The sequence below is a fragment of the Paenibacillus sp. FSL R5-0470 genome, assembly GCF_037975205.1.
Taxonomy (GTDB): domain Bacteria; phylum Bacillota; class Bacilli; order Paenibacillales; family Paenibacillaceae; genus Paenibacillus_AQ.
Genome location: NZ_CP150238.1, coordinates 2,095,896 through 2,121,014, shown reverse-complemented (window position 1 = coordinate 2,121,014; position 25,119 = coordinate 2,095,896). Strand labels below are relative to the sequence as shown.

The window sequence follows — 25,119 nt, the reverse complement described above, 5'->3', positions numbered from 1 at the left end:
ATATAAAATTACACCAAAAACTCGATCAAGGGTGTTAACCTTTGACCGAGCCTGCTACCATGCCTTTCATAATTTGCTCTTGGAAGATCAAAAAGATGAGAATGGTTGGTATTGCAGCAATAAACATCGCACCCATCGTTAAGCTGTAGTCCGTTCCGAATCCATCGGAGAAGAGCGACAAGCTGAGGGGCAGCGTCTTCAGCGCTTGAGAATTAATAAAGACGAGCGCGAAGGAGAAATCATTCCAAAACCTCAAAAATGCAAGAATTGTAATCGTAGCGACGATCGGCAGGGACAATGGGAAAATGATGCGTCCGAAGATTCCCCACCAGCCGTTGCCGTCGATCATCGCCGCTTCCTCTACTTCTCTCGGAATGGATACGATGTAGGACATTCCAAGGAAGATCGCAATTGGTAATTCAAATGCCGTATACGGTAGGATGAGCGACCAGTACGTATTCAGCATCCCGAGCTTGTTCATGAAAATAAACAATGGAACGAGTGTGCTATGAATTGGAATGAGCATGCCGAGCAAGAACAATCCTTTTATAACGCCACTCAACTTGAATGGGAACCGGGCAAGCACATAAGCTGCAAGCATGCCGAGCACAATGGTCAGCAGCAGTGCTGAGAGGGTAACAATTGTGGAGTTGAGCACCGCCCGGCCCATATTTCCGAGATCCCATGCCCGGGTTATATTGTCGAACTGCCAATGCTGCGGCCAGGAATAGGGACGATTGAAAAATTCCTGATTCGACTTGAATGCACTTATTCCTAACCAGTATAGCGGATACAATGTAATTATGGCATAAAATAACAGGATGATTTTCGCAATTCCGGAAATCGGCTTACGCCACAGAGAGCCTCTCATCTTCTCCGACCGAGCGTCTATCATTGCTTGCATAGCGATTCACTCCTTCATCGGCCGGGCTAACATTAGCCGACCGCCCATTAGCCGCGTCTCTTCGTGATGATATGATTTAGGCCAATGAGCACGGCGCTAATCAGAATAATCATTGTGGATACCGCAGAGCCGTAGCCGTAACGGTATACCGTAAAGGTGTTATTGTACATATATGTGGCGAGCAATTCTGTCGATTGTGCAGGACCGCCGCGCGTCATGACGATAACATGGTCGAATGCCTTCAAACTTCCAGATATGCACAGTACGATGGTTACAACAACTGTTCCCCAAATTATCGGGAGCGTCACGAAAAATAGCTTTCTCCAGGCTACCGCCCCGTCGATCTTCGCAGCATCTTCAATTTCTGAAGAGATATTTTGGAGTGCAGCGATGAAAATGATAAGATACGGGCCGATATTCGCCCAGTTAATCGGGATCGATACGGCAAACATATTGATTTTAGGGTCGTCTAGCCAAGGCCGGCGCCAAGATTCCAGTCCCAGCGTCTCCAATAATTGATTCAGCAAACCGATTTGCGGGTGATAAATATAGCCCCAGATGAGACCGACGACGACTGTAGACAGCACCATCGGGAGGAATACAGCGGAGCGCATCAACCGATTGAACATCGTGTTCTTGAGCAAGAACAATGACAGCAGCAATGCGACCGATACTTGACCTATTACTGCCGAGACAACAAGGATCAGGTTGTTTTTCAGTGCTCTCCAGAATACTGGATCCTCTAGTATCATTCGATAATTATCCAACCCGATAAGCTTAGCAGCACCGAGACCCTTCCACTCAAAGAAACCGTAGTAAGCTGACCAAAAAATCGGGACGATCGCAAAGATGATAAAGATGAGTAGTGCAGGAAGCAGCGCCATGATGACGAAGCTTCTGCTGCGCAATGATGCAGGCATGGCGACAGCCTCCTTTACGTACTTTTGTCTGATTACTTTTTAGTCGAACGCGCTTGCGCATCCTGCAGTTTTTTAGCTACATCCTCCGGCTTACCGCCCATCATAAGCTCTTGAAGACCGTTGTTGATCACTTCGCCTGCTTCAGCAGATAAATAGGCGTCATATACCGGCGTAATTTCAGAATTCACAGCCAATTCATAAGCTTTGAAGTAAAGCGGGCTTACTTTCGACTTATCCAGTTCTACTTTGTACATAACCATTGAGTTGCTTTCTGCGATCGCCTTTTGGCCATCCGGTCCGCTTACTGCGTAGATCAGATCAAGCGCTGCCTGCTTCTGTGCGCCTTTTGTATTTTTGTTAAGCGCGAAGCCTGCGCCTGCTCCACCGGAAATCGTATTCGGTTTGCCTGCTCCACCTTCTATGCCAGGCATTGTTGTGACTTCGATAGGTGCCAACTGCTCAGGAGTTGCAGATGCTGCAAGATTCGTAAGTGACCATGCGCCGTTAATCATCATAGCTGCCTTGCCTTGAATGAAGTATTGCTCTGCTTGCGTGTTGTCGATGCTGTTTGCGCCATCTTGAAACGCTTTATTGTCAACGAGCTCTTTGTACTTGCCCAAAGCGTCAATGAACACAGGATCTGTAAAAGACGCTCCATCTTGAGCTGCAGCTTTCAAGAACCATTCCGTGCCCGTCACGCGGTCAGCCAACGAACCGATAATCGTCGATTGTGCAACCCATGGTGCTTTATTGCCGAGGGCAATCGGCGTAATGCCGTTGTCGTTGAACGTTTTAATTGCAGTCATCATCTCTTCCCAAGTCGTCGGCACTTTTACACTATGCTTCTCGAAAAGATCTTTGTTATAATACATGAACGAAGTTGCTGACATACCGAGCGGCGCTGTGAAAATTTGTCCTTTTTCAAACTCATAGCGGTCGAATGCACCTGCCAAGAAACTGTTCTTCCATTCTGGGTATTTATCCATCAGCTCTGTAATCGGTTGAAGCTTACCGGCATCATAGAACTCTTGGGATTGGCTGCCCGCATATACGAAAAATACGTCTGGCATTTCATTTGCCGCAGCCACCGTGCTTAGGCGTTGACGATAACCGTCAACCGGGATCGCTTGCGCGTCTACCTCAACGTCTGGATGCTCCTCTTTATACTTGTCGATCAGGTCTCTAACCGCTTTGGCACGAAGGTCGTCACCCGCGAAGTTATGCCATATTGAAATTTTCGTTTTTTCTTCAGAGCTTTTGTTGTCTCCATTGCTCTGCTCTTTTTTTCCGCTATTGTTGCAAGCGGTTGCCAAAAGGGCAATCATCAAGATAATTGTCGTTACAAACGCAAGTCTCTTCTTCATTCAAATATTCCCCCTTTAGTGATAACCCTAGTATAGATAAGACAGACGAGAAGTCGTAGGGGGGAAAGTTAAGCCCATACGGGGGATATTTTCACCTTCGTCTATTCATTTTGAACGATATTGCGAAGGGGTTTCGCCACTGTAACGCTTAAACAGCTGGTTAAAATGCTTCATATCCTCGTAACCTACCCGCTTAGCGATCTCACTTACCTTCGCTGGCGTTTCCTTCAACAAACGGCTAGCCCATTCCATTCTCGCCTCAGTTACGTACTCAATATAGTTCTTACCTGTTTCCTGTTTAAACAGCTTGCTAAAATAGTTCGGATTCATATGTACGCATGCCGCTACCTGCGCCAAAGACAAGCTGTCTGCAAGATGCTCGCGGATATAGGCTACAGTTCGATCAATGGCTTCATTCCGGCTGCCATTTAATCGTTCATACTGCGCATGGATTGCAAGCAGCATCTGCTGCAAAGTTTCTTCTGGATTCGCAGTAAGCAGCTTTATGTCCAGCTGTTCAAGCTGTGGAAGCTTTGGCATCGATTGACCAACGGATGCTGCTGCACGCTCTAGCCAGCGGTACCCCCCAACAATCAAGGAATGCAAATACGCTTGAACGGAACAAGGCGTCGCTTCCGTATCCTGTCTAATGCACTCCAGTTCACCTTTAATCCACTGTTGTACGACCTCTCGGCTCCCGCTTCTCAGAACGGCGGTTAGCTTACTCTCCACTTCTTCCGTACAAACGGTCCGCATTCCTTTCCGGTCTTTAATATCCTCATAGGCCAGCATTCTTGCTTCCTCTGCCAACCAGCGGTACGAGGCAGTATGTTCGGCGGTGCGAAGTGACTCCCTAAGTTCTGCCAAATTGCTGGCCCATACACCGCATGCTGCAAAAAAAGGCTGGCTATAAACGCGCTCCGCCCGCTCCATCGACGCCTTAACCAATCGCTTCGCGCCCGGCTGCCCCCTGCGGAAAATAAGCAGCCATCCATAGTCCCAATCCAGAATGACACAGCCAAGTGAATCCCTAATCATCGCAGCCGCCTCATTCATTTCACTTTCCGTCTCCTTCTTCATTGTCAGTGGATATGCAGATGTCACTAGCCATAGCTCTAGCTTCTCCATATCCGATCCGAGCCTCAGCTCAGGATAATAGATCAACAGCTCCTCACTTTCACGCTCCGTCAGGAGATTGTCCCCGCGAAGAAACCGATCCAGTTGCTTCCAACGGTATGCCGTTTGATGGATGGCGCCTTGATGATCAGCCTCCCGTCTATTGACGATACGCTGCTTCACGCGCATAACCGCAGTCATAATATCGCCAGGACGGCTATTTTTAAGCAAATAATCACTTATTCCTTCCCGCATCGCTTGCTGTGCATATGCGAAATCATCGAATCCAGACAATATAACAATTTCAATGTAAGGAAAATTCCGCTTAACCTCGCGAGACAATTCCAATCCCGTCATTCCCGTCATCCGAATATCGGTTAGAATGATGTCAGGACACTCTATCGGAATGCGCATCAGCGCTTCCTCTGCGGAAGCAGCCGGCGCGAGCAGCTCAATGCCATTCTCTTCCCATTTAATAACCGTGCTAAGGCCGGTCCTAATAATGACTTCGTCATCTACAATTAAAAGCTTCATATGCACATTCTCCTTCCTTCCCACAAAGGTTGTAGCCTATTTGATTTCTGATTGGATCGGTATAATCGTAAAACTAACTTTAGTGCCGCTTCCTTCTACGCTTTCGATCCGCAAACCGGCTTCATGCCCATAATGAAGCTGCAGCCGATTATGCACGTTGCGCAATCCGTAGCTGCTGCCTGCCGAGTCATTATTCTTCAGCGGATCAATGCCCAAGTTTGCGCTTACCTTCTCCCTCAACAGCTCCAATCTTTCCCTGCTCATGCCTACACCGTCATCCTGAACAATAAAGGTTATTTGCTCTCCCGCTGACATTGCTTTAACGATAATGCTTCCTTTACCCTCTCTTTTCAAAATGCCATGAATCATCGCATTTTCAATTAGCGGCTGGAGCAGCAGCTTCAGCATTCTCATATCGAGCAGCTCCGCCGGAATATTCGCCTCGTAATCAAATTTATCCGGATATCGAATGGACTGGATCTTCACATAATGATCTACATGCAAAATTTCTTGGCTGATTGCACAATATTCCTGTCCTTTATTTAAGCTGAACCGAAGAAAATCACTCAATGAGCCGACCATATCCGCGATTTTTTCGTCTCCCTTCATTAGCGCCATCCAGTGGACTGACGATAACGTATTATATAGAAAATGTGGATTGATCTGCGCTTGAAGTGCCGACATATCCGCTTCCTTCTTCAACGCTTCGCTCAGCTTCACCTCATCGGTTAGATTAATAATTCGCGAGCTCATCCGATTATAGCTAATAATCAGCTGTCCAACCTCATCGATCGATGTGACGGGCAACGTCGGCAGCGGCTCGTCTGGGCTGGAATTCCTAAGAAACTTCGTTAATGCAGACAACGGTTTCGTCACCTTTTGAATAAGTACAAGTACAAAAGCGATGACAAAAAGCATGGAAATGCTGACTGCAATTGCAGTTAACGTTAAAAAATACTGGTTCTGCGCTCTGTAAGCTTTTGCCGGAATGATACCTACGAGTCTCCAGTTAACATTCGGCATCTGATAGTATAATACTGTACTCCGCTCCTCCGCTTCTCGGTAATCGAACGAGCCCGACTTACCCTTGAATTCAACTATTCCGGGAAAATAATCGTTCAAGTTCTTGTTAGTCGAATACCCTTCCGGCCCTGCCAATATCCGATTTTGTTCGTCCAACAGCAGGGCGACGCCTTCACCCTCTAGTCCAGCTTGCTTTAAATGGCTAGAGATAACCGATTGCGTCAAGCTAATTTTAAGCATGCCGATATCGTAATATTTTGATGTGCTGCGAATCGGCCGCGACATCGTAATGACATCCTCTTTGCCGTCCGATGTAACGAAGTGATGTACCGGAGACCACCATTTAGGATATTTCTCATAATAACTGGGATATTCGCTCTGAATATCGGCCCATTCTGATTCGAGTACGGATCTGAAGGAAACCGACGGCTTATTATCTTCATTCGATTCGATCATGACATTAGCGATATATGGTTTGGAAATCGATAATGTTGTAAGTAAATTAACGATCGAGGTTTGCTTTAGTAAATCGTGTTCCGGTGTTTTCAAATAGCTTTGGACATCAGGGTGGCCGATGAGGAATAGTGATAGATTCTCAACATCGCTCACCATATTTTCCAAATAGGCCCCAATTTGCCTAAGCGTGTTCATGCCTGAACTTTTCGCTTTCTCTTCCGTTAAGCTTTCAGCAATATAATAGGAGAACAGTCCCAGAGACAACACCGGTACCAATACCGAAATAATAATCAACAAGCTCAGCTTCTGCTTTAACGATTTACCCAACCAGTTTTCCATCTTATCCTCCGTTCAGATTACCTTTATGCTCTGTTGCTAAATTGTAGCTTTCAAGACTTCCAGAAAACATGTTTGCGCTTTCATATTAACCTAAGTCGCTCGTCCCGACTAGAGTCTATTGTTGACTTGATGAAGCATTGCCTGGTCTTGAGGTTGTCGATGTACCGGGAGAGAGCACCGGATCTTACCTCAGCACAAAAAAATAGACCGCCCTCTCGCAAAGGAATACGCTCTATTTCCTGTTTGATCCTTCGAAAAGCGGCTATTGCACCGGCAGTCGTGTTTCCACACGGCTCGCTTGCATTAGAGTCCATATGATGTTTGGTGGAGCCAAGGGGGATCGAATCCCTGACCTCATCGCTGCCAGCGATGCGCTCTCCCGCCGTTGTTGGTTTCACTACCAAAGACACCCCGAGGCAATCAAAAATTTTCCAAAAAAACAACATGCAATCCATTCTATGGATTTCATCGGGACGACGTTATCCGGCTATACGCCGCATGACCCTCGGTCCGAAGGCCCCGACCTGGAACTCGTCCGGTGGATGAGCGAATCGCTGTGCGTTACCGTTCGTCGCGGAAGGCGCATCAGGACACCCGAGGAAGCGGCGTCGGCCATGCGCGCCGGGGCGGCTTACGTGGGGGGGCGGAGGCGCCATCACGCGCCCGCAGTTCATCGCGGAAGTGCAGGACGGCTTACCGGCTTCATCCGTCCATTCAGGAAGTTTTATTCTGTATCGTCGAAAAAGCACATTCCGGTCGCGTTGCCGCACTAATCGGAATGTGCTTTAATCAATTGTTCCCGCGTCTACTCCTGCTGCTGCCCCTCGATTAATTGAAGAACGCGATACAAGAACGTCGCCGCTTCCGCTCTGCTGGTCGTACTCTTCGGCTTCATATAGCCGCCCGAGCCCGTAACCAGCCCATGCTCGAACAGAGTTGCCACGCTGTCCGCAGCATATGGCGCAATCTGGCTCGCATCACGGAAGCCCTCAAGTGTTGAACCGGATGCGGACGGCTTGATTGCCCCCGTCGTTTGAAGCGCTCGGGTTAGCATAACCATAGCGTCCTGGCGGCTGATTGAGTCACGAGGAGCAAAGTTAACTTCGTTCACTCCCGAAACGATTCCCAATTGCTTGACGATGGACACCGCATCGTAGTAATAATCATTCGGTTTCACATCGGTGAACGTCGAGGTAATCTCGGCGCGCAGGTCAAGCATGTTCACCAGCATAAGGATAAAATCAGCTCGCGTTACTTGATTTGCGGGGCTGAAAGTGCCATTTTCGATCGAAGTCCCTTTGACGATGCCTCTTTCGGCCAGCTTCTCTATCGCCTCGCGCGCCCATTCATGCTTGCCAAGGTCAGTGAACGCAACTGGTTTCTTGCCGCCGACAGCATAGACGCCGACTTGGTCGATGGAGAATCGCAGTACGCCCTTGTCTTTGTCATAAGACGTGCCATCAATTGCCGCCGCGCTGTCGCCCGTCAGCTCGAAAGCTTGCAGATCAGCAACTTGCTCGCCCGCTTGAAGCGAATACGGAATCGCAATGGAAATCGGTGCCTTCGCATTGTTCCAAGACAGAGCTTCACCGTCCAGTTGCAATGCAACTTCAACGATTGGCCTGTTGCCGATCCGGCCAGCCGCTTCGTTGCCGCGATACTCGCCTGCATGGTCGCTTACGATAACGAGCAGCTTTCCGGCATTCTCCTTGACTCCAGCCAGCATGTCGCCAGTCAAAGCAAGCTGGGCATACGGCGTGGAGATATGCAGAATCAGATTAGACTGGTTCGTCAGATTAGCTGCGGGAAGCTCCAAAGCATAGCTGACAGCCGCGTTCGACAGCTTCAATTCAAGACGAATATGCTTGTTGCCGTTGCTGTCGGCTGTTGCCTTGAGAATCGCGGCATTCAGATCTGCTACTCCGACCGAAGCCACAGCCTGATTGCCTTTCAATGTCGGGACAAGCACGGCTTTGACTGAATCGTACGTTTGCAACGTATACGGATCTTGCGCCGAACCGCCTCCAATGCTGCCCCCATTGCCTCCGCCAGTGGAAGGCGGCTTGCGATATTCGAAGGCGGCCTGCGCTGGAGTCGTCATGTCATCCGTTTCAAGCTCGACCGTATACAGTCCTTGCTCTTCTCCGGTCAACGTAAAGGCGATGCGGAAGCTTCCGTCATCCTCAGTGCCCGTCTGGCCGGTATATTGAATGTTGCCTTTTGGGTCAAGCACTTTGACATACAAATGTTCTTTCTTGCCGTTCATGACTAACCCATTGATCGTAACTTTCTTCGTGGAGGCGTCCACGGTGGCTTGTATGCCGTCCAATGTCTTCAGCTCTTGCCGCTGGGAAAGATTGTACACGCCGAATTCATAGAAGGAATAACCGTAGAACGTAGCCCGATTCAGTCCCTCAAACTTGATGTATCTCGCCGTCGTTGCCGGGAATACCAGCGTATTCTTGCCGTCGGACGCTTTAACCACGCCATTGTTGCCGACTTTCAAGGGCTCCCACGTCTGCTTATCATCCGAGACGCTCAGACGGTATTGGTCCGCGCGCGCATATTCCCAATCGATGCGGACCGTATCGAAGGTTTGCTTGCTGTCCAGATCGATCTGGAACCAAGCCGTATCGCGCACTTGGCTCGCCCAGCGCGTACCCGGTGCGCCATCCAGCGCCTTAGAAGGCTCTAGACCTGCGGCTTCCGTCGAGGATGCCTCTGCTTCTTTGTCTTGTGCGATGCTGCCAATCTCGTAATACACGCCTTCCTTCAGGGCCGTATAAGCGCCTTCCGTTACAAATTCAAGGCCTTTAGCCCCTTCCAGCTTCGCATTGAATGCCAGCAAATAGCCTATGGCTTCCTCAGGATCGCTCTCTTGCGTACGCTCCATCATAATCAGAGCGTTGCGCATAGCGCGTACCGTATCGGCATTGCTAAGCTGCTTGTTGTCTGCGTATTTATCAACAAGAGCCAATAGACCTTCAGCGCCCAAACGAGCTTCTATTACGAACTTAACCGTCTTGGATTTGGCAGCCGCCACCGTCAGCTCCAGCACATGCTTGCCCGGCTTGCCCGTCAGATCTACTATAGTTCCTTGCGTATAAGGTTTGCCGTCATACTTGGCCGTTACTTTGACGATACCGCTGTCATCATCTCCCGGAATGGCCCAGGTGAAGGCGGCCTGTGTCGTATCAGGCACAATCGTATGCTCCGAGATCGGCTCCCCGTTCATGAGCGCTACAACATCAGGCGCAGCGGCGTCTTGCTTCTGATAAGTGCCCTTCACGAATTGGTACAGCCAATCGTAGAGGACGCGGATAGCAGGATCCTCGCTTTTCGCCGCGCTGAAAATGGCGTTGTTGCCTTGATAATACGCTCTATACCCTTTCTGCATTAGCCCTGTATCCACGCCGCTGTTCAAGTAATCGATGAACCGCTCGCGGAAGACGGCGTCATTGATCATCCGGTCATCGAACTCCAGCTCCAGCGACATGCCGTACCGTTTCGCCATATCCGCTGTATCTTCCAGACGCGAGAACTCCATTTTCTCGAAGAAATAGTTCGGCTGCAGAGATACGGCATCGATGCCGACATCCTTCCACATGAATTTCTTATAAGCCAAAGAATGAGGGATCCAGAACATCTTCAGGTCTGCGTTATGAACGATGTCGCTCGCTTTCTTGACCATCTCCGGGCCAGTCGAATGCGTGCTTATTTGTTCCTCCAGCCAATACATGCCGACGAGCTCCAGATTCGAGTAGCCCGCAGCTGCCCATCTTGCTTGCACTTCATCGGTCCACCACTGAATCGCTTTGGCCCGGTTGTTCAGCGATACGTCATTACCGACCACACTTAGGTTGAAGTCCAGATTTTCATCGTTAATGCTGCCAAAATCGGACTGATATTCGCCCGGATCGGGTATCATCATAACAACCTTCGTCTTACGGTCAGGCTCGCCAAGCTTCGCGCCTACCTCGGCCGTCGCCTCGTTCAGCGCGCTCATATCGCCGCCGGTGTTAAACGTTTTATTCAAATACCATTCCCATTCCACTCTTCTGGCTTTGCCGGCCGCTTCAACCGCGCCGAAGCCTCTGCCGTTTTCCGACGTCAAACCCAGATACAGCACGCCGTCGAACAGCCAATCGACAGGCTCTCCCTGCTTGTTCACATAGCTGATATTAGGGATAACCCGTTCCTTCGTCCAGGTTCCTGTACCATCCGGGTAATGCCCGTTATACAGCAAGCCCAAATTTTCAATTCCGCCAGTAGCCTCCCCAGGTTGCTGGAGACCATAAGGTTCGGGCTGCACTGGCTGGGCTCCGTCGATCAAGCCGTCCGCGCCGGTTATCGTCACCTCGTCGATCATAGTCCACGCCCTCGGATGCACGGAGAACACCACTTTCACATACTGAGCGTAAACCAATCCTTCGGTATAATCGCCACGCTTGACGACTCCGGTCTCTGGGCTGCCGTCCCATTTATACGTCTCGGTGTTGGTCTGATCGCCCCATAACAATTTAGTCGCATTATGAGACAATACGCCCCAGTTCACCCCATCGTCAGACGCGTAGAATGAAACGGTGAGCGGTACAAGCGTTTCGTTGTTCGGCCAATCTTGCAAGAAACGCGCGCTCACGTCCTTGATCGTTTTTTGCTCGCCTAGATCAAACACAACCGAACGGGATTTCTTGTAGCGTTGGCCCACCCAGTTGCCGCTGTCACGGGATGTGTCTACGGCATTGCCGTCCGTCAGCTTCGTCCCGTCATCCGGGAAAGCGTCCTCCGGCTGATCCAACCATGTGTACGTTTTTCCTTGAACCAAATTATAAAAGCTGGCACTCTCTCCGCCCGGCTCCTCCGCATACACGGAGGATATCAACGAGAACAGCATGACCGGGACAAGCAGCAAAGCAGTCAAACTTCGTCTAGTTTTCACTTAAGCTCACGCTCTCTTTCTATACATAATTAGTTCTGCTCCTGCGCTTGCAATTCTGCAAGCGCATCGAGCATGTTCAGAATGACGACCACAGCTTCAGCACGCGTCGACGAGGCGGCCGGGGCAAACCGGTTGTCCCCGCGACCGTTCATTACTCCCGCCTCCTGGGCTGCTGCCACATACGGCTTCGCCCAATCCGGGATTTGATCCGCGTCCGCATAAGAGAGCTCATGCCCTTCCGAAGTCTTCAGGCCCAAGCTGCGAACAATCATCGCTGCCAGTTCTGCTCGGCTAATCGAAGCCTTCGGACGGAAGGTCCCATCCGCATAGCCGCTGATCAGGCCGGATTCCAAGGCTTGCGCAATATAAGGATTCGCCCAAGCTTGAATTGAGACTGCGTCCGCGAAGTCCAGCGAACTGTTCGTACCTTGCAGCTTCAACGCTTTGACCAACATGACGACGAATTCGTCCCTGCTGACCGTCTTATTCGGCTTGAACGTCTCGTCGGTATAGCCCGCTACGAATCCAAGCTCAACGGCCCGTTTGATGGACGCTTTTGCCCAATGGCTCGCAATATCGTTCAGTCGAACCGTTGTCGATCCGCCAGACTCCCCGCCATTGCCATTGCCGTTGCCGTTCTCATTGCCATTGCCTGGATCTCCGCCTCCCGGATTCGAACCGCCGTTTTGGCCTTCTTCCGGATCTGGAGTTATTGGAGTCGGAACCCATCCTCCGCCACCAGAGCTAGGCAACGCTTTGATTTTGATCTTGAACGTTTTTTTCGCGGATGCATCTCCCTTGCTGATCGTCGCGGTCAGCACGACCTCCATGTCGCTGCCTGACGGACGTTGCAACAATTGTCCATTGGCATTCAGATAGTCGGGCTTCGAGCTGCTCCAGACGATACGCGTGCCGAGCTGTCCTTTCTGCGGTAGATAGAGATTCGCGGCAATGCTTTCATTCACATTAAGCTCGATCAGACCCATTACGTCTTCGATCGTTAGACGATCGCGCGCAACGCTCAGCCCGGCATACGCCTGCTCGGCCTCAGGACGAGTCAGCTGGGCGGTTTGAATCGCCGCAGTCGCTTGTACCATCGCCTGTTGAAGCTGTGCCCAGCCCTCAGGAGAATAATTGTCCTCCACGAGCTTGTAGGCCTCGATAGCCGTCAACAGGTCGATAATCGGCCGTATATTGCCGAGCTTATATTCCTCGCCGTACACTTCAAATTCCTCAAAGGAATAGCCGAACATGGTAGCTCTGGATACGCCTTCGAACTTCACGTATCTGGCTGGCGTGCTTTGGAAGGTAGTCACGACGCGTCCCGGCTTGCCGTTAATCTCGCCGTTGTTGTCTTTCACGACATTCGTCCAGTTCTCCTTGTCCTCGGACACGAGAATGCGGTACTTCGAACCGTAAGCCGTTTGCCACAAAATAGATACAGCATCAATGTTCTTCACTTCACCCAGATCCACCATGAACCAGGTATCGTCCACCCAATTGCTGGACCATCTGGTGTCCCCTCTGCCGTCCACCGCTTTGTCCGCCGTGTAGGACGAGGATTCCGGCAGCGAGGATTCGGCTTGCTTATGCAAAGCCAGATTTCCATGCAGGTCCACGTAGGTGTTCCTTACGATGAGTTCGTCCATCAAGCCTTTAAAAGCATTCGTTTCACTGCCTATTTTGGCTACTGGCAATACGAACGTTTCCAACTTGGAGCCGTCTTTTAGAGTAGCCGTATACTCACTGCCGTTAATGAAGATGGAGGTCCCCGTGTCGTCGCCGATCATAATGACATGGGTCCAGCGGTCGGTCGGCAGCTTATAATTGAATTCGCTGACGTAGTTTTCTTTCGTGATGGCCAGTTTGCCACTGGCCCCGATGTTATATCTCAGCTGTCCATCCGGAGATTCCAGCAGCACAGCTCCTTGCGGGTTGTCAGCGTCCGGTTTGATCCACATGGACATCGTCCATCCGAAACCGAGCGTGCGAAGCGGCGTTTCCACGTAGCTGGCTCCGCCTTTGAGCCTTACTGCTTGCCCGAAGATTCCCTTCTCCGTGCCTGCATTCACCGCGTTGCCGTCAAAGCCGTTGCCCGAACGATCCGCGAAGCCCTCGTCGAAAGTATAATCGAGAACGATATTGCGCTCATTGTCGACTTGAAGCTTGTGCGACTGATGAACACCCGGCGGGTCCACGTACTTTGCGGCATCCGCCTGGAAGCTTGCAAAGTTCCGGTCGACACGGTTGCCTCTCCACAGCTTCTCCGCCAACACTTGCATGGAAGGCAAGATACGCTGATGCGAGTCCGCCATGGAGACGCCCTTCTCTACAGACACGTCGTTCCAGAGCGCGAACATGCCGCCTTTTACCTGCGGGTGCCCATAAGGAAGCTTCGTCTCCAGCCAATCGTTAGGCTCCCACTCATTGTAAATAAAATCGTAATTCAAATAGCTGCGGTACAGTTGCGGAACGATATAGAGCAAGTTCGTGTTGGTATTGACAACGTCGTAGCCAAGCTTAATGGCCTGCAAGACACTTCCGTACGGCTCATACCAGATGTCCATCGTCGCATTGTTGCTGACTGGCGTCGTGCCGTCATATGCGGACAGACTGCCCCACAGACGAGCGCGCTTGCCTTTGCTGTTAATGTGGTTAAGGAGCATATCCGCGTACCTGCGGAACGCCTCCTTGTCGTCGCCGAAATATTCATCCGTGCCGACGTGCACGTCCGGGCCGACGAAGGTCGGATTGCTGCCGTCGAGATACTCGTCAAAGAGTTCTTTAATGAAGTCGAGCGTCTCCGGACGATTGATATCCAGCTGATTGTTGCTGCCCAACCTAGGGTCGTAAGCGATGAACGCGCCGGAATGGCCCGGTGTATCGATTTCCGGCACGACGTTTACGCCGTATTCCATCCCAAGCAGCTGCAGGTCTCTGAATTGCTGCTTCGTATAGAAGCCGTCCTTGCTCGTCACTCCCGGGAATTTCTCGCTCTCCAGACGGAAGTAACCGACATCGCCGACATCATCGTTCAGATGAATCTGGAACCGGTTCATCTTATAGTAGGACATCAACTTCACATAATCCCGCAAAAATTCGATCGTATAAAACTTGCGGCCCACATCGAGCATGAAGCCTCGATCCGCGTATTTCGGATAATCGCGCGATTGCCCCTTGGGCATCGTCTTATGATCGGCATCGTGGCCAAGCAGTTGAAGGATCGTTTTTGTGCCGAACATGACGCCCGTCTGATCGGAGGCAGCGACGGAAGTATATTCGCCGATATTCAGCTCATAGCCCTCTGTCCCCAATCCCGTTTGCGCGGCATCCAGCACCAAATAGATGTCCCCCTCTTGAGGTGAACCAACCGTAACCGTCAGCGGAAGCTTCGTTAAATCAAGCAAGTCCTTCCGCAAAATATTGGCCGTCCCCTTCAGAGCCGCTTCATCCTCCGCGCGAATGACGATATTGGATTTATCCGTCAAGCGGAACTCGCCGGTTGTGCCCAGCCACTCACGCAAAGAAGGAATGACTCGCGGCTCCGGGTTCCGATCGCTCGTCTGCTCGTAGAGACCGGGTACGGTGACTAGCGCATTATCCGCTAACAGATATGTCGGATCGCTGTCGCTCTCGATTTGCAGCAGCAGCTGAACCTGAGTATCCACAAGCGGCGCATGAATATTGCCCTGCTCGTCGATCACCGGCAAGCTGTCCGTGTTCACCAGTGTCAGCGTATAACCATCCGGTACAGCGGGCAGGTTCAGCTGAGTGTCTCCCTCGGAGACGACGATGCTGTTTTTGACCGCATCCATCATAGGCGGCAACAGCGGTTTGCCCTTGTATACCTCGAATTCCCAGAAGGAGTATCCGTAATAGATACCCTCAATTGGACGTCGCGTTACTCCTTGGAACTTAACGTATTGCGCCAGTGTCGGCTCAAAATCGATCGTATCCTCGACTGATCCGCGGGCGACGAGCACGCGGTTGTCCGCGAATACGTTCCTCCAGGTTACCGCATCGTCAGACACGAGAACTTGATATTGTTCCGCCGGAGTCTGCCAGTTGATGATTACTCTTCCAATTTCTACAGGCTCGCCCAGATCAACGTAGAACCACTGGTCATCCGTTCTTTCCGAAGACCAGCGGCTTGCATCCCGATTGCCACCGTCGACCGCTTTCTCAGGCCCGAAAAAGTCTACTTCGTTCGACGACGAATAAGCCGTCTTTCCTAAAGCCAGATTACCTGTTGCGGCGTCGGACTTCTCCGATGAAACGGCAACTAAAATGAAAGCGGTAACAAAGAACACTAAAAAAATATTCCTATACCGTAAACGCACTAAGATCCCCCCCGTTGTTTATTAGCTCGAATTTTACTCCAGCTTATCGCATGACCCTCCATGCTCAACTGCTGCAGCAATTTTATTATAAGTAGGGGCATTCGTTTCATCGATATACTTGTCTTTACAATACATATACAAATGTGGACATTCGGCCTTCTAAGGTGAATCAAGCATGCCAACATTTCTGTCATATCTCATGCTAATTAATAGTACAAAATCGTGATCCTTTCGAAGAGTAGTGAAAAAGAAAAAAAGCCATTTCAGTAGAATTGGCTTTTCTTCATGTTATGGAAATAGAGCCTAGGGGGATACGCTACGCCCTGCACATTCTCCGTCTACCCGTCACGGGAGTCTAAAACGACTAGACCCATGAACAAATCTTGGCATTTGATGTGGAATTAAGGGGAATCGTCCTAGGCTTTAAGCCCTATTCTCGAGGGGGAGTATATCCGTTGCCCTATTCAGGACCCGCCGATCTTATAGGATAATATAGAAAATGTATCCACTTGAATAGGAATGGGAGTGATTCCTCTTGTTACAATTAAACAGCGAACTGTGGGGCAAGCTAACCGGTCCTTACGAGTCGGGCGAAATGGTACCTGAACTGTTGGAGCGTCTGATGCTTGATTTCGATAAAGAAGTTTTCGACGAGCTATTCCAGGAGCACTTATATCACCAAAATACGATCTATACCGTCACTTACGCGGCAGTACCTTATCTGGCCAAACTTGCTCTCGCATCAAAAAATATGGAAGTGCGCCATGAAATCTACATCACTTGCGGGATTATCGAGTCGTGTCATGACAAAACAAGATCTGAGCCGTATCCCTCGGATTGGAACGAACTCGCTGCTGAAGCGGGAAACGAGGTTTGCGCGAAGATGTACCAATCTTACTTAAAAGCGATAGCGGAGCTTGCTTCGCTTGTTGCAGAGATGTTGGCCTACGCCAAACAAGAAATAAGCAGCGATACCGAAAAAAGATATGTTCTCATTGCCGACGCGGCTTATCGGGAATCCCAGAGCGTGGCAAACATGTTTCTGAATTTTACGGCTGGCGACGAATATGTGGCCGTTTGCGGAGCATGTAATCAAGAGGCTTACTTGTGGCCGAGCGGAGAAGGCGGTCGTATACAAGCATTCGCGGAAGATCCGGTATTCGAACCCCTTCAGGCCGCACATGAGGTTACTCCCGTTGAGGCATTCGTTGAAGCGGAACATCAAATACTGGCGGAGCGAGCCGATCAGCTGGGCGATTCCTCTTTTTTGAACCAATTGCCGTATTTGGCCGGGGAAATGAATTGTCCTTCATGCGGCGCCAGAATGCAGGTTTGGCCTAGTTTGCTTTCGACTTTTGGAGGGTAATAAACAGGAACTGGATATCGCATCCATTTCTATGTTTGGGGGGGAATGACTTATCAGTGTTTCTATTTATTACACATGCACGAGGGAATACGTCCTAACAGAAAGCGAACAACAAGCTATCACAGCCATTGTCCAACGTTATGATCAGGATTTTGAAGGGAAAGACCGGGCGGAGTCTTTCATAGTGTACAAATTCGATTCGTCCAGATCAACGGAGATCTTCGCTGGCGCTACCAAGCTGTCCATGACGGATCAGATTGAAGATTTGCTGAACGATTTATTTCATTGGTTGAAATGTTTGACCGAGATACGTAGAAAAGTAGACGGTGGTGAATGGCATGTTCACCTGGATGATATCGATGCCGTGTGGGATGATGAATTAGGCTGGAAAATGCCTGAAAACTGATTTCCATAATGAATGCCATGCACTTGCTCGCCAGCCTTCAAATCATAATCATTACCTTTTAGACTACTTACACTTGAAGTCGCTAAAAACGAGCTAATGTTCAATTTTAACGTCAGTTCTACTGAATCTCGGTAAACCCTAACACACTCAATGATCGTACTAAGCATCATTTTCTTTTTAGCAGTAGAAGCTTTCTTAAATACCTTGCGCCAAACAGGAATATAGGTCTGGAGAGCCTGCATTTCAACTTATTCTACCTTTTTAGCATTGAGCTTCTGAATTACCTCAAAAAGAAATAGACCGCCCTAGTCCAAAGGATGCGGTCTATTTCTGCCCGTAAAACCTGAAAGCCGCCGCCCTTAAAAGCGGCTATTGCACTGGGAGCCGTGTTTCCGCACGGCTGTCTTTGCATTGTACGATTTATCTACCCAAACTATACCACGATCAAAACCAAATAAATCGTCACTCCGCTTCCTGAACAACAAAAAAAACGGCATTTCTGCCGTTTCTTTAGGATGGACTCTCAGGGGCTCGAACCCTGGACAAATAGATTAAGAGTCTACTGCTCTACCAACTGAGCTAAGAGTCCATATGATGTTTGGTGGAGCCAAGGGGGATCGAACCCCTGACCTCATCGCTGCCAGCGATGCGCTCTCCCAGCTGAGCTATGGCCCCAAACGTAATTTTCAGATGTATGTAATCACACATTCTAAAATTCAGTTCGGTGTATTTAAGTCATTCTGACAAATCCAAGCGCCGTAGGCGACTCCTATATAATATAAAAAATCGCCTTCGCTGTCAACACTTTTTTTAGTCATTAGACTAGCCACAACTCTACAATCTGTCCAGATCCCCAGTGCTCTTAGATAGCAGACCCTTCAGTTCCTTCATAAACATGTTAATGTCCTTAAACTGGCGGTATACGGAAGCAAAGCGAACGTAGGCGACTTCATCTACTGGATAGAGCTGCTCCATAACCAACTCACCGATCTGTTGGCTCTCCACCTCAGCTACGGCGATACCGCGTAGGGATTTCTCTACCTCAGAGACGATCTTCTCTAGACGTTCTACAGAGACGGGGCGTTTCTCGCAAGCACGGATAAGACCACGCAGTATTTTATCACGGCTGAACTCCTCGCGGCTGCCGTCTTTTTTGATCACGATTAACGGTGTTTCCTCGATCATTTCAAAGGTTGTAAACCGTTTGCTGCAACGCTCACATTCACGCCTGCGGCGGATGGACTTATTCTCATTCGCTGGTCGCGAGTCGAGCACTTTAGTATTTGTGTGATCGCAGTAAGGGCATTTCATAAGCTTCATCACTTCCTATTACATAATGTTTTTAGTCCCGGTATGTTAAACATCCGGCTTTTAAAGGGCTATTTCATTTTTTCCAGAAATCACCGTTTTTTTATTGTAATGATTATGGCAAGTCCGGCACATAATACAGTTACCAACAGAGGAGGTGAACAGCAATGAGCCAAAACAACAGCTCCAATAACCTTGTAGCTCCAAATTCCCGTGGTGCTTTGGAACAACTTAAATATGAAGTTGCCCAAGAACTCGGAATCACGCTTTCCCCAGATGGTTACCAAGGCAATAAAACTTCTTATGAAAATGGTTCGATCGGTGGTTACATCACTAAACGTCTTGTAACCCTGGCAGAACAACAATTGGCAGGTCAATACAAATAACCTGTCCACATAAGCTTACTGAAGAAGTATTAAACGATCGCAAGATCGTTTAATGCTTCTTTTTATACATAACACGGTTTTAGAATTCGTTGTAAATATCCGTGTACTGATCATAGTAATAGTTGACGCGCTGTACATAATGGCGGGTTTCACCAAACGGAATATCCTTAATCGTAGCATCCGTTCCATCCCAGATCCCCTCATCCAGCCATTTTTGAACTTTACCCGGTCCAGCATTATATGCAGCGATAACCGCTGTAGGTTTACCTTCGAATTGACGGGATAATGTTGAAAGATACCAGGTACCTAATTCAATATTTGCTGATGGTTCATGCTTTAGCTCCTCCATAGAAACATCAGGAAGCTTGGCCTTTTCAAGGGCCCATTTGGCGGTATCCGGCATAAGCTGCATTAAACCTATAGCACCTTTTCTGGATTCTCGTCCAGTTTTGAAGTTCGTTTCCACTCGGATAATCGAAGCCACTAGAAATGGGTCAATATCGTACGTAACGCTGTGCTTACGGATCTCATCTTTATAATGGATCGGATAAAACCAGGACATCCAGTTCGTACTCAGAAACAATATCGCAGTAAAACCAATGAATAACAGAAGAAGGACTCTTTTTTTACGTAACCATTTCATGATAAGCCCAGCCTGTCCCAAAGAACAGCAACCTGTTGCTCAGTGTGCGCAAGTTCGCCACTGTTGTCAATGATATAGTCCGCTTTGTTACGCTTCGCTTCAATATCCATCTGTGCATTTAAGCGTGCTTCTGCTTGTTCTATAGAAAGTCCGTTACGTTCCATTAATCGAGCGATTTGCACTTCACGAGGCACGTAAACCACCAGTATTTCATGGAACATGCTCTCGAGTCCTGATTCGAAAAGAAGAGGGATATCCACAATTGTTAACTTCTTTGGATCTTCTTCCTCCATGCTGTTCATACGTTCTTTAATCTCCCGCCGGATTGCGGGATGCGTCAGATTGTTCAGGGCTTGCAGGGCCGCCGGGTTTTGAAATACAATGTCCCCCAGCTTGCCCCTATTCAGTGTGCCATCCGAAGAGAGGATCTCGCTTCCGAATTGTTTCACAGCCGCAGCCAGCACCTCATGACCGGGGAGCATAACTTCTCTGGCGATCACATCCGCGTCAACCAGCCTCGCTCCCTTGCTCACAAGCAGTGCGGACACCGTGCTTTTTCCGGATGCAATGCCTCCGGTTAAGCCAATAATCATGTACTCACCTCATAATAGCTTCAGTATTCCCATTGTAATTAATAATAACGCGGGTAGTGCAGCAGCATGCTTCATCCAGTAGTTCCCGGCGAATCTTAATCCAGTCTTCATGCCCAGCAATAGAAATGTACCACTAAACAGAGCAATTGTAAGTGATGTCCATATCGGATTGAACCCCAGCAATGCTGCGCCAAGTCCAGCTCCAAAAGCATCTAGAGAGAGGGCAATCCCGAGCAGCATAGCCTCCATCGAAGAAATACTCCCGGAATCATCCATATCTGCAGAAGACGGAGTACGTAAGATCTGTACAACAATCCCCAATCGTCGTAACTCAAGGGAAAAGACAGCCGACTTTGCCTGCTCAGGAGCCATGGTAACCTGTTCTACAACATCTTCAGTATCAACAGCTACCTCTGCCCGAGCTTCTGTGGATAGCACATTTTCTTCACTACCTACTTTACGCTCACCTGTCTGTTCCTTCTCTTTCTGCATTAACATCTGGACGAGCGACCAGCACCCCATTAGCACGAGTATAACAGCGCCAACCTCAGAAGCTGCATGTGGAGACACTACCTTAGCAAGCAGAACACCCACTTGCATAGATACACAGATAACTACCCCCGAACAAAGCGAGATAATCAGAATGGAGAGCAATGGTATTTTCATTTTACGCAGTCCATATGTAATACCAACGCCAAAACCATCCAAACTCAAAGCAAAAGCTAGTAATATTAGTGAAAAAAATGGGCTGAGCACCCGCAATCCCTCCTGTGAAGAACCGGAACACTGAAGAATACACTTCATTCAGCTTCCGTTCTCTATTAAGCATTCTTCACACAGTATATGGGCGGGACAAGTAGTGGGTGCCAACCTAATTACTTCTTCAGTTTTCAACCTTACGCTGACAGCTTGGACAATAATGCGTGCCGCGGCCACCTACAACCGTTTTCTCAATCATCGTTCCACAGTGGTTACACGGCTGATCTTTACGACCGTAAATCAACAGCTGTTGCTGATAAGTGCCGCTCTCACCTTGACCATTCACATATGATTTTACAGACGAACCACCAGCGTTTACCGCTTCCGTCAGCGTACTGACAATAGCGTGATGCAGCTGATCAAGTTGCTCATCCGAAAGATCTTTGGCGCTGACTTCAGGATGTATCCCTGCACGATGTAACGACTCATCTACATAAATATTACCTATGCCGACGATATATTCCTGATTCAGCAGCAGCGATTTAATTTTTGTGTTTTTGCCTGATACAATCTGCTTAAACCTCTCCGGCGTAAAGGATGGCTCCAGCGGCTCCTGTCCTAGCTTATTAAGAGGAGGCAGCTGGAGGTCTTCACCAATCTGAAAAAGATGCATTGTACCAAACTGACGAACATCCGTGTAACGCAGCTCAGTGCCATCGGTAAAATGGAATATCACATGCGTATGCTTGTCCAGTGGATCTTCGTTCGAAAAAAGTCCGTAACGGCCCTCCATCCGTAAATGAGATACCAGCACCAAACCGTCTAACACGATGCGCAAAAATTTCCCTCTTCGTTCAACATTAACAATGCTATGACCTGCGAGCAGGTTGGCAAAAGCCTGAATATCATCCGGCCGCTGAATAATCCGGGCCAACCGGACGGTTACACTCTCTATCTGCTTTCCATTAACTAAATCATTCAGTGTTCTCTTGACTGTCTCTACTTCCGGTAATTCCGGCATGATGTCTTCACCTCAACTACATTATAGCTGATATGCACACCTTAAAGGGAGCCTATTTCGCTTCGTACCAGTTGCTACCAAAACTTACCTCTGCTTTAAGCGGCACCGATAACTGCAATGCTCCACCCATTACTTCCGGCAAAAGCGTCTTCATGAGCTCCATTTCATCCTCTGGCACCTCGAATACAAGCTCATCGTGTACCTGAAGCAACATACGGCTCTTTAGCCCACGCTCAAATAGCGCCTTGTCCATATGCACCATCGCCAGCTTAATAATATCAGCGGCAGTTCCTTGTATAGGTGTATTCATTGCTGTACGTTCCGCAAAAGAACGTAAATTAAAGTTCTTCGCATTAATCTCAGGCAAGTAACGACGGCGTTCCAGCAGCGTGGTTACATAACCATGTTTCCTTGCATCAACTACGATATCATCCATATATCGACGTACACCTTGGTATACCTCGAAATACTGCTCAATAAATTGAGCGGCTTCTTTGCGAGGAATATTCAAGTTCTGCGACAGACCATAATCACTGATTCCGTACACGATACCAAAGTTAACGGCTTTAGCAGCACGACGCATATTGCTATCAACCTGATCGGCGGTAACTCCAAATACATCCATCGCTGTCTTCGTGTGAATATCCATATCATGGAGAAAAGCTTCCTTCATCCGCTCATCACCGGAGATGTGCGCAAGTACCCGTAGTTCAATCTGCGAATAGTCCGCCGCCAGAATGGACCAGCCCGGTTCGGATGGAACAAACACTTTACGGATTTTACGTCCTTCTTCTAAGCGGATTGGAATGTTCTGCAGGTTCGGAAATTGGCTGCTAAGACGTCCTGTCGCAGCAATCGTCTGCCGATAGAATGTATGCACCTTCCCTGTTTTCGGGGAAATTTCCTTGAGCAGCCCCTCTACATAGGTGGATTGCAATTTGGCAATCGTGCGATATTGTAGAATCAAACGTACCACATCGTGATACGGTGCTAACTTTTCCAGCACCTCTGCGTCTGTTGAATATCCGGTCTTCGTCTTCTTGACGACAGGAAGACCCAGTTTTACAAATAAGATCTCGCCCAACTGCTTTGGTGAATTCAAATTAAACTCTGTGCCACAAATTTCATAAATTTCGGTGACCAGCTTTGAAATCTGAGCTTCGAATTCTTTTCCTAACTCTTTAAGATCTCCTTCATTGACTGCAATCCCCTGTTTCTCCATATCCGCAAGAATACGTGATAATGGCATTTCGAGATCCTCGAACAGTCCTGTCATCGCCGTTTCGATCAATTCCTGCTGTTGTTTCTGGGCGATGCCAAGTACCGCAGCACTCTTACGTGCGACGTGATTTCCTAAGATTTCAAGCTCAGGAATCTTATATTTTGCGCCTTTACCAAATACATCTTCATCAGGTGACAATCTTGGCAAGCCGTATTTCGTAGCGAGATCGTTTAGGTTCTGATTAGCTTCCGTCGGATCCAGCAAATAAGCCGCCAGCTGCACATCATGGGCTGCACCTGCAAAAGCAATCCCCTGCCAATGCAGTGCCAAATCAGCACGGTGAAGATCATATCCGCTCTTCGGAGCCTTCTCATCTCCTAACCAGTCGCGTAGCTTCGCAGCCGCTGGTTTCTGTAGTAATTCAAACGGCACATAATAATGTCGCTCCAGAGTAGATAGCCCTACCCCGATCACCTCGGCACGATGCGGATTATCCCCATTGGATTCTACATGCAGTGCCGAAATACTAGGGAGCGCTTCATTTAGCGCCTCAAGTTCATCTTCACTCACGATCGAAATATCGAGTGTAGCAGCTTCTACTTCCGCTGCACTCTCTTCTCCATCAGCTACTGGAGCATAGGCACTAAGTGACAACCTTTCCAGAAGTGATTTGAATTCTAATTTTGCGAGTGCGGGTCCTGCTGTATCCGCAGAAATTCCGTTAAAGATCATATCTTCCCACGAATGCTCAAGAGGCACTTCACGATAGATGGTTGCCAGTTTCTTACTCATGACAGCGTCTTCCGCGTGAGCTTCCAGCTTTTCTTTCATTTTACCTTTAAGCTCACCGGTGCCAGCTAATACACCTTCAACCGATCCGAATTGATGCAGCAGCTTGAGCGCTGTTTTCTCACCAACACCCGGAACGCCCGGAATGTTATCACTCGCATCACCCATCAGTCCCTTAAGGTCGATGATCTGCTCGGGTGTTAAATCATATTTCTCACGAATTTGTTCTGGTCCATAAAGCTCAACCTCAGTAACTCCTTTGCGGATCAACGCAACGGTCGTATGTTCGGAAGCCAATTGAAGCATATCCTTGTCTCCCGACACGATCATAACCTTCCGGCCTGCTTCATCTGCTTGGCGAGAAATGGTTCCAATAATATCATCGGCCTCATAATTGCCAATTTCAAACTGCGGTACACCCAGATTTCTGAGCAAATCTTTCAGCAGTGGGAACTGCTCGGAGAGCTCGGGAGGTGTCTTTTGCCGACCGCCTTTATAATCCTCATAACCTTCATGCCGGAATGTGACTTTCCCTGCATCGAAGGCAACAATCATATGTGTCGGCTTGTGTTCTTCAATTAAACGGAGCAGCATCGTTGTGAAACCGTACACCGCGTTCGTCTGTTGCCCTGCTGTATTCGTTAGCGGGGGCATCGCGAAGAATGCGCGGTAAATAATATTATTTCCATCTATAAGTATCAACTTGTCCATAGTGCACCTCGCCTTTTTCATGCTTACTTCTTACATCTTA

General features: G+C 48.9%; 17 protein-coding genes and 2 tRNA genes. 4 read left to right on the top strand and 15 right to left on the bottom strand.

Annotation, left to right across the window (positions count from 1 at the left end; translation table 11 throughout):
• Positions 1-34: 34 nt before the first annotated feature.
• The 5 genes from MKY99_RS09110 to MKY99_RS09090 form a co-directional block, all read right to left on the bottom strand.
• Entirely contained in the window at positions 35-895 is an 861-nt protein-coding gene (locus MKY99_RS09110) for a carbohydrate ABC transporter permease (protein ID WP_042193549.1), read from the bottom strand.
• A 56-nt stretch (positions 896-951) separates the two neighbouring features.
• A complete protein-coding gene (locus MKY99_RS09105; protein ID WP_042186574.1) occupies positions 952-1,824 on the bottom strand; it encodes a sugar ABC transporter permease in 873 nt (290 codons plus the stop codon).
• Positions 1,825-1,856: 32 nt separating this feature from the next.
• Positions 1,857-3,188, bottom strand: a complete 1,332-nt coding sequence (locus tag MKY99_RS09100; RefSeq protein ID WP_076283303.1) for an extracellular solute-binding protein — start codon at positions 3,186-3,188, stop codon at positions 1,857-1,859.
• A gap of 105 nt (positions 3,189-3,293) precedes the next feature.
• Entirely contained in the window at positions 3,294-4,838 is a 1,545-nt protein-coding gene (locus tag MKY99_RS09095) for a helix-turn-helix domain-containing protein (protein ID WP_339269996.1), read from the bottom strand.
• Positions 4,839-4,874: 36 nt separating this feature from the next.
• Positions 4,875-6,656, bottom strand: coding sequence for a sensor histidine kinase (locus MKY99_RS09090; protein ID WP_339269994.1), 1,782 nt, complete (start codon positions 6,654-6,656; stop codon positions 4,875-4,877).
• Positions 6,657-6,970: 314 nt separating this feature from the next.
• Between MKY99_RS09090 and MKY99_RS09085 the strand changes: the two genes are divergently transcribed.
• Complete coding sequence (locus MKY99_RS09085; protein WP_339269992.1) at positions 6,971-7,429, top strand: hypothetical protein; 459 nt, start codon at positions 6,971-6,973, stop codon at positions 7,427-7,429.
• A gap of 32 nt (positions 7,430-7,461) precedes the next feature.
• Here MKY99_RS09085 and MKY99_RS09080 read toward each other — a convergent pair whose 3' ends face one another.
• A complete protein-coding gene (locus MKY99_RS09080) occupies positions 7,462-11,577 on the bottom strand; it encodes a DUF4855 domain-containing protein (protein WP_339269991.1) in 4,116 nt (1,371 codons plus the stop codon).
• A gap of 47 nt (positions 11,578-11,624) precedes the next feature.
• Positions 11,625-15,935, bottom strand: coding sequence for a discoidin domain-containing protein (locus MKY99_RS09075; protein ID WP_339269989.1), 4,311 nt, complete (start codon positions 15,933-15,935; stop codon positions 11,625-11,627).
• A gap of 535 nt (positions 15,936-16,470) precedes the next feature.
• On the opposite strand from MKY99_RS09075, the gene MKY99_RS09070 reads away from it, so the two are divergent.
• Positions 16,471-17,301: a hypothetical protein gene (locus MKY99_RS09070; RefSeq protein WP_339269987.1), complete on the top strand. Its 831-nt coding sequence runs from the start codon at positions 16,471-16,473 to the stop codon at positions 17,299-17,301.
• A 184-nt stretch (positions 17,302-17,485) separates the two neighbouring features.
• A complete protein-coding gene (locus MKY99_RS09065; RefSeq protein ID WP_231573411.1) occupies positions 17,486-17,707 on the top strand; it encodes a hypothetical protein in 222 nt (73 codons plus the stop codon).
• Between the two features lie 516 nt (positions 17,708-18,223).
• Here the strand turns inward: MKY99_RS09065 and MKY99_RS09060 are convergent.
• The 3 genes from MKY99_RS09060 to nrdR all read right to left on the bottom strand — a co-directional run bounded on the left by MKY99_RS09060 (position 18,224) and on the right by nrdR (position 19,018).
• Positions 18,224-18,296: transfer RNA gene (locus MKY99_RS09060), tRNA-Lys, on the bottom strand.
• 10 nt (positions 18,297-18,306) lie between these two features.
• A tRNA-Ala gene (locus tag MKY99_RS09055) sits at positions 18,307-18,382 on the bottom strand.
• A gap of 159 nt (positions 18,383-18,541) precedes the next feature.
• Complete coding sequence (gene nrdR / locus MKY99_RS09050; protein WP_042126015.1) at positions 18,542-19,018, bottom strand: transcriptional regulator NrdR; 477 nt, start codon at positions 19,016-19,018, stop codon at positions 18,542-18,544.
• Positions 19,019-19,182: 164 nt separating this feature from the next.
• On the opposite strand from nrdR, the gene MKY99_RS09045 reads away from it, so the two are divergent.
• Positions 19,183-19,401: an alpha/beta-type small acid-soluble spore protein gene (locus tag MKY99_RS09045; protein WP_042126012.1), complete on the top strand. Its 219-nt coding sequence runs from the start codon at positions 19,183-19,185 to the stop codon at positions 19,399-19,401.
• Positions 19,402-19,480: 79 nt separating this feature from the next.
• On the opposite strand, the gene MKY99_RS09040 is transcribed toward MKY99_RS09045, so the two are convergent.
• The 5 genes from MKY99_RS09040 to polA all read right to left on the bottom strand — a co-directional run bounded on the left by MKY99_RS09040 (position 19,481) and on the right by polA (position 25,079).
• The gene (locus MKY99_RS09040; RefSeq protein WP_042186562.1) at positions 19,481-20,044 is read right to left on the bottom strand and encodes a lytic transglycosylase domain-containing protein; all 564 of its coding nucleotides are present in this window, start codon (positions 20,042-20,044) and stop codon (positions 19,481-19,483) included.
• Complete coding sequence (gene coaE, locus MKY99_RS09035) at positions 20,041-20,637, bottom strand: dephospho-CoA kinase (RefSeq protein WP_339269985.1); 597 nt, start codon at positions 20,635-20,637, stop codon at positions 20,041-20,043. The genes MKY99_RS09040 and coaE overlap by 4 nt, the downstream gene beginning before the upstream one ends.
• Before the next feature lie 9 nt (positions 20,638-20,646).
• Positions 20,647-21,393 carry an MntP/YtaF family protein gene (locus tag MKY99_RS09030; RefSeq protein WP_076283314.1) on the bottom strand — a complete coding sequence of 249 codons (747 nt, stop codon included), beginning with the start codon at positions 21,391-21,393 and terminating at the stop codon, positions 20,647-20,649.
• A 127-nt stretch (positions 21,394-21,520) separates the two neighbouring features.
• Positions 21,521-22,357 carry a DNA-formamidopyrimidine glycosylase gene (gene mutM / locus MKY99_RS09025; protein WP_339269983.1) on the bottom strand — a complete coding sequence of 279 codons (837 nt, stop codon included), beginning with the start codon at positions 22,355-22,357 and terminating at the stop codon, positions 21,521-21,523.
• Positions 22,358-22,409: 52 nt separating this feature from the next.
• On the bottom strand, positions 22,410-25,079 hold the full coding sequence (gene polA / locus MKY99_RS09020) for a DNA polymerase I (protein WP_339269981.1): 2,670 nt from the start codon (positions 25,077-25,079) through the stop codon (positions 22,410-22,412).
• Between the last annotated feature and the right edge of the window lie 40 nt (positions 25,080-25,119).

Coding starts and splice junctions, on each gene's coding strand:
- MKY99_RS09110 (WP_042193549.1), bottom strand. CDS start 895: ATGATAGACGCTCGGTCGGAGAAGATGAGAGGCTCTCTGTGGCGTAAG.
- MKY99_RS09105 (WP_042186574.1), bottom strand. CDS start 1,824: ATGCCTGCATCATTGCGCAGCAGAAGCTTCGTCATCATGGCGCTGCTT.
- MKY99_RS09100 (WP_076283303.1), bottom strand. CDS start 3,188: ATGAAGAAGAGACTTGCGTTTGTAACGACAATTATCTTGATGATTGCC.
- MKY99_RS09095 (WP_339269996.1), bottom strand. CDS start 4,838: ATGAAGCTTTTAATTGTAGATGACGAAGTCATTATTAGGACCGGCCTT.
- MKY99_RS09090 (WP_339269994.1), bottom strand. CDS start 6,656: ATGGAAAACTGGTTGGGTAAATCGTTAAAGCAGAAGCTGAGCTTGTTG.
- MKY99_RS09085 (WP_339269992.1), top strand. CDS start 6,971: ATGATGTTTGGTGGAGCCAAGGGGGATCGAATCCCTGACCTCATCGCT.
- nrdR (WP_042126015.1), bottom strand. CDS start 19,018: ATGAAATGCCCTTACTGCGATCACACAAATACTAAAGTGCTCGACTCG.
- MKY99_RS09045 (WP_042126012.1), top strand. CDS start 19,183: ATGAGCCAAAACAACAGCTCCAATAACCTTGTAGCTCCAAATTCCCGT.
- MKY99_RS09040 (WP_042186562.1), bottom strand. CDS start 20,044: ATGAAATGGTTACGTAAAAAAAGAGTCCTTCTTCTGTTATTCATTGGT.
- coaE (WP_339269985.1), bottom strand. CDS start 20,637: ATGATTATTGGCTTAACCGGAGGCATTGCATCCGGAAAAAGCACGGTG.
- mutM (WP_339269983.1), bottom strand. CDS start 22,357: ATGCCGGAATTACCGGAAGTAGAGACAGTCAAGAGAACACTGAATGAT.
- polA (WP_339269981.1), bottom strand. CDS start 25,079: ATGGACAAGTTGATACTTATAGATGGAAATAATATTATTTACCGCGCA.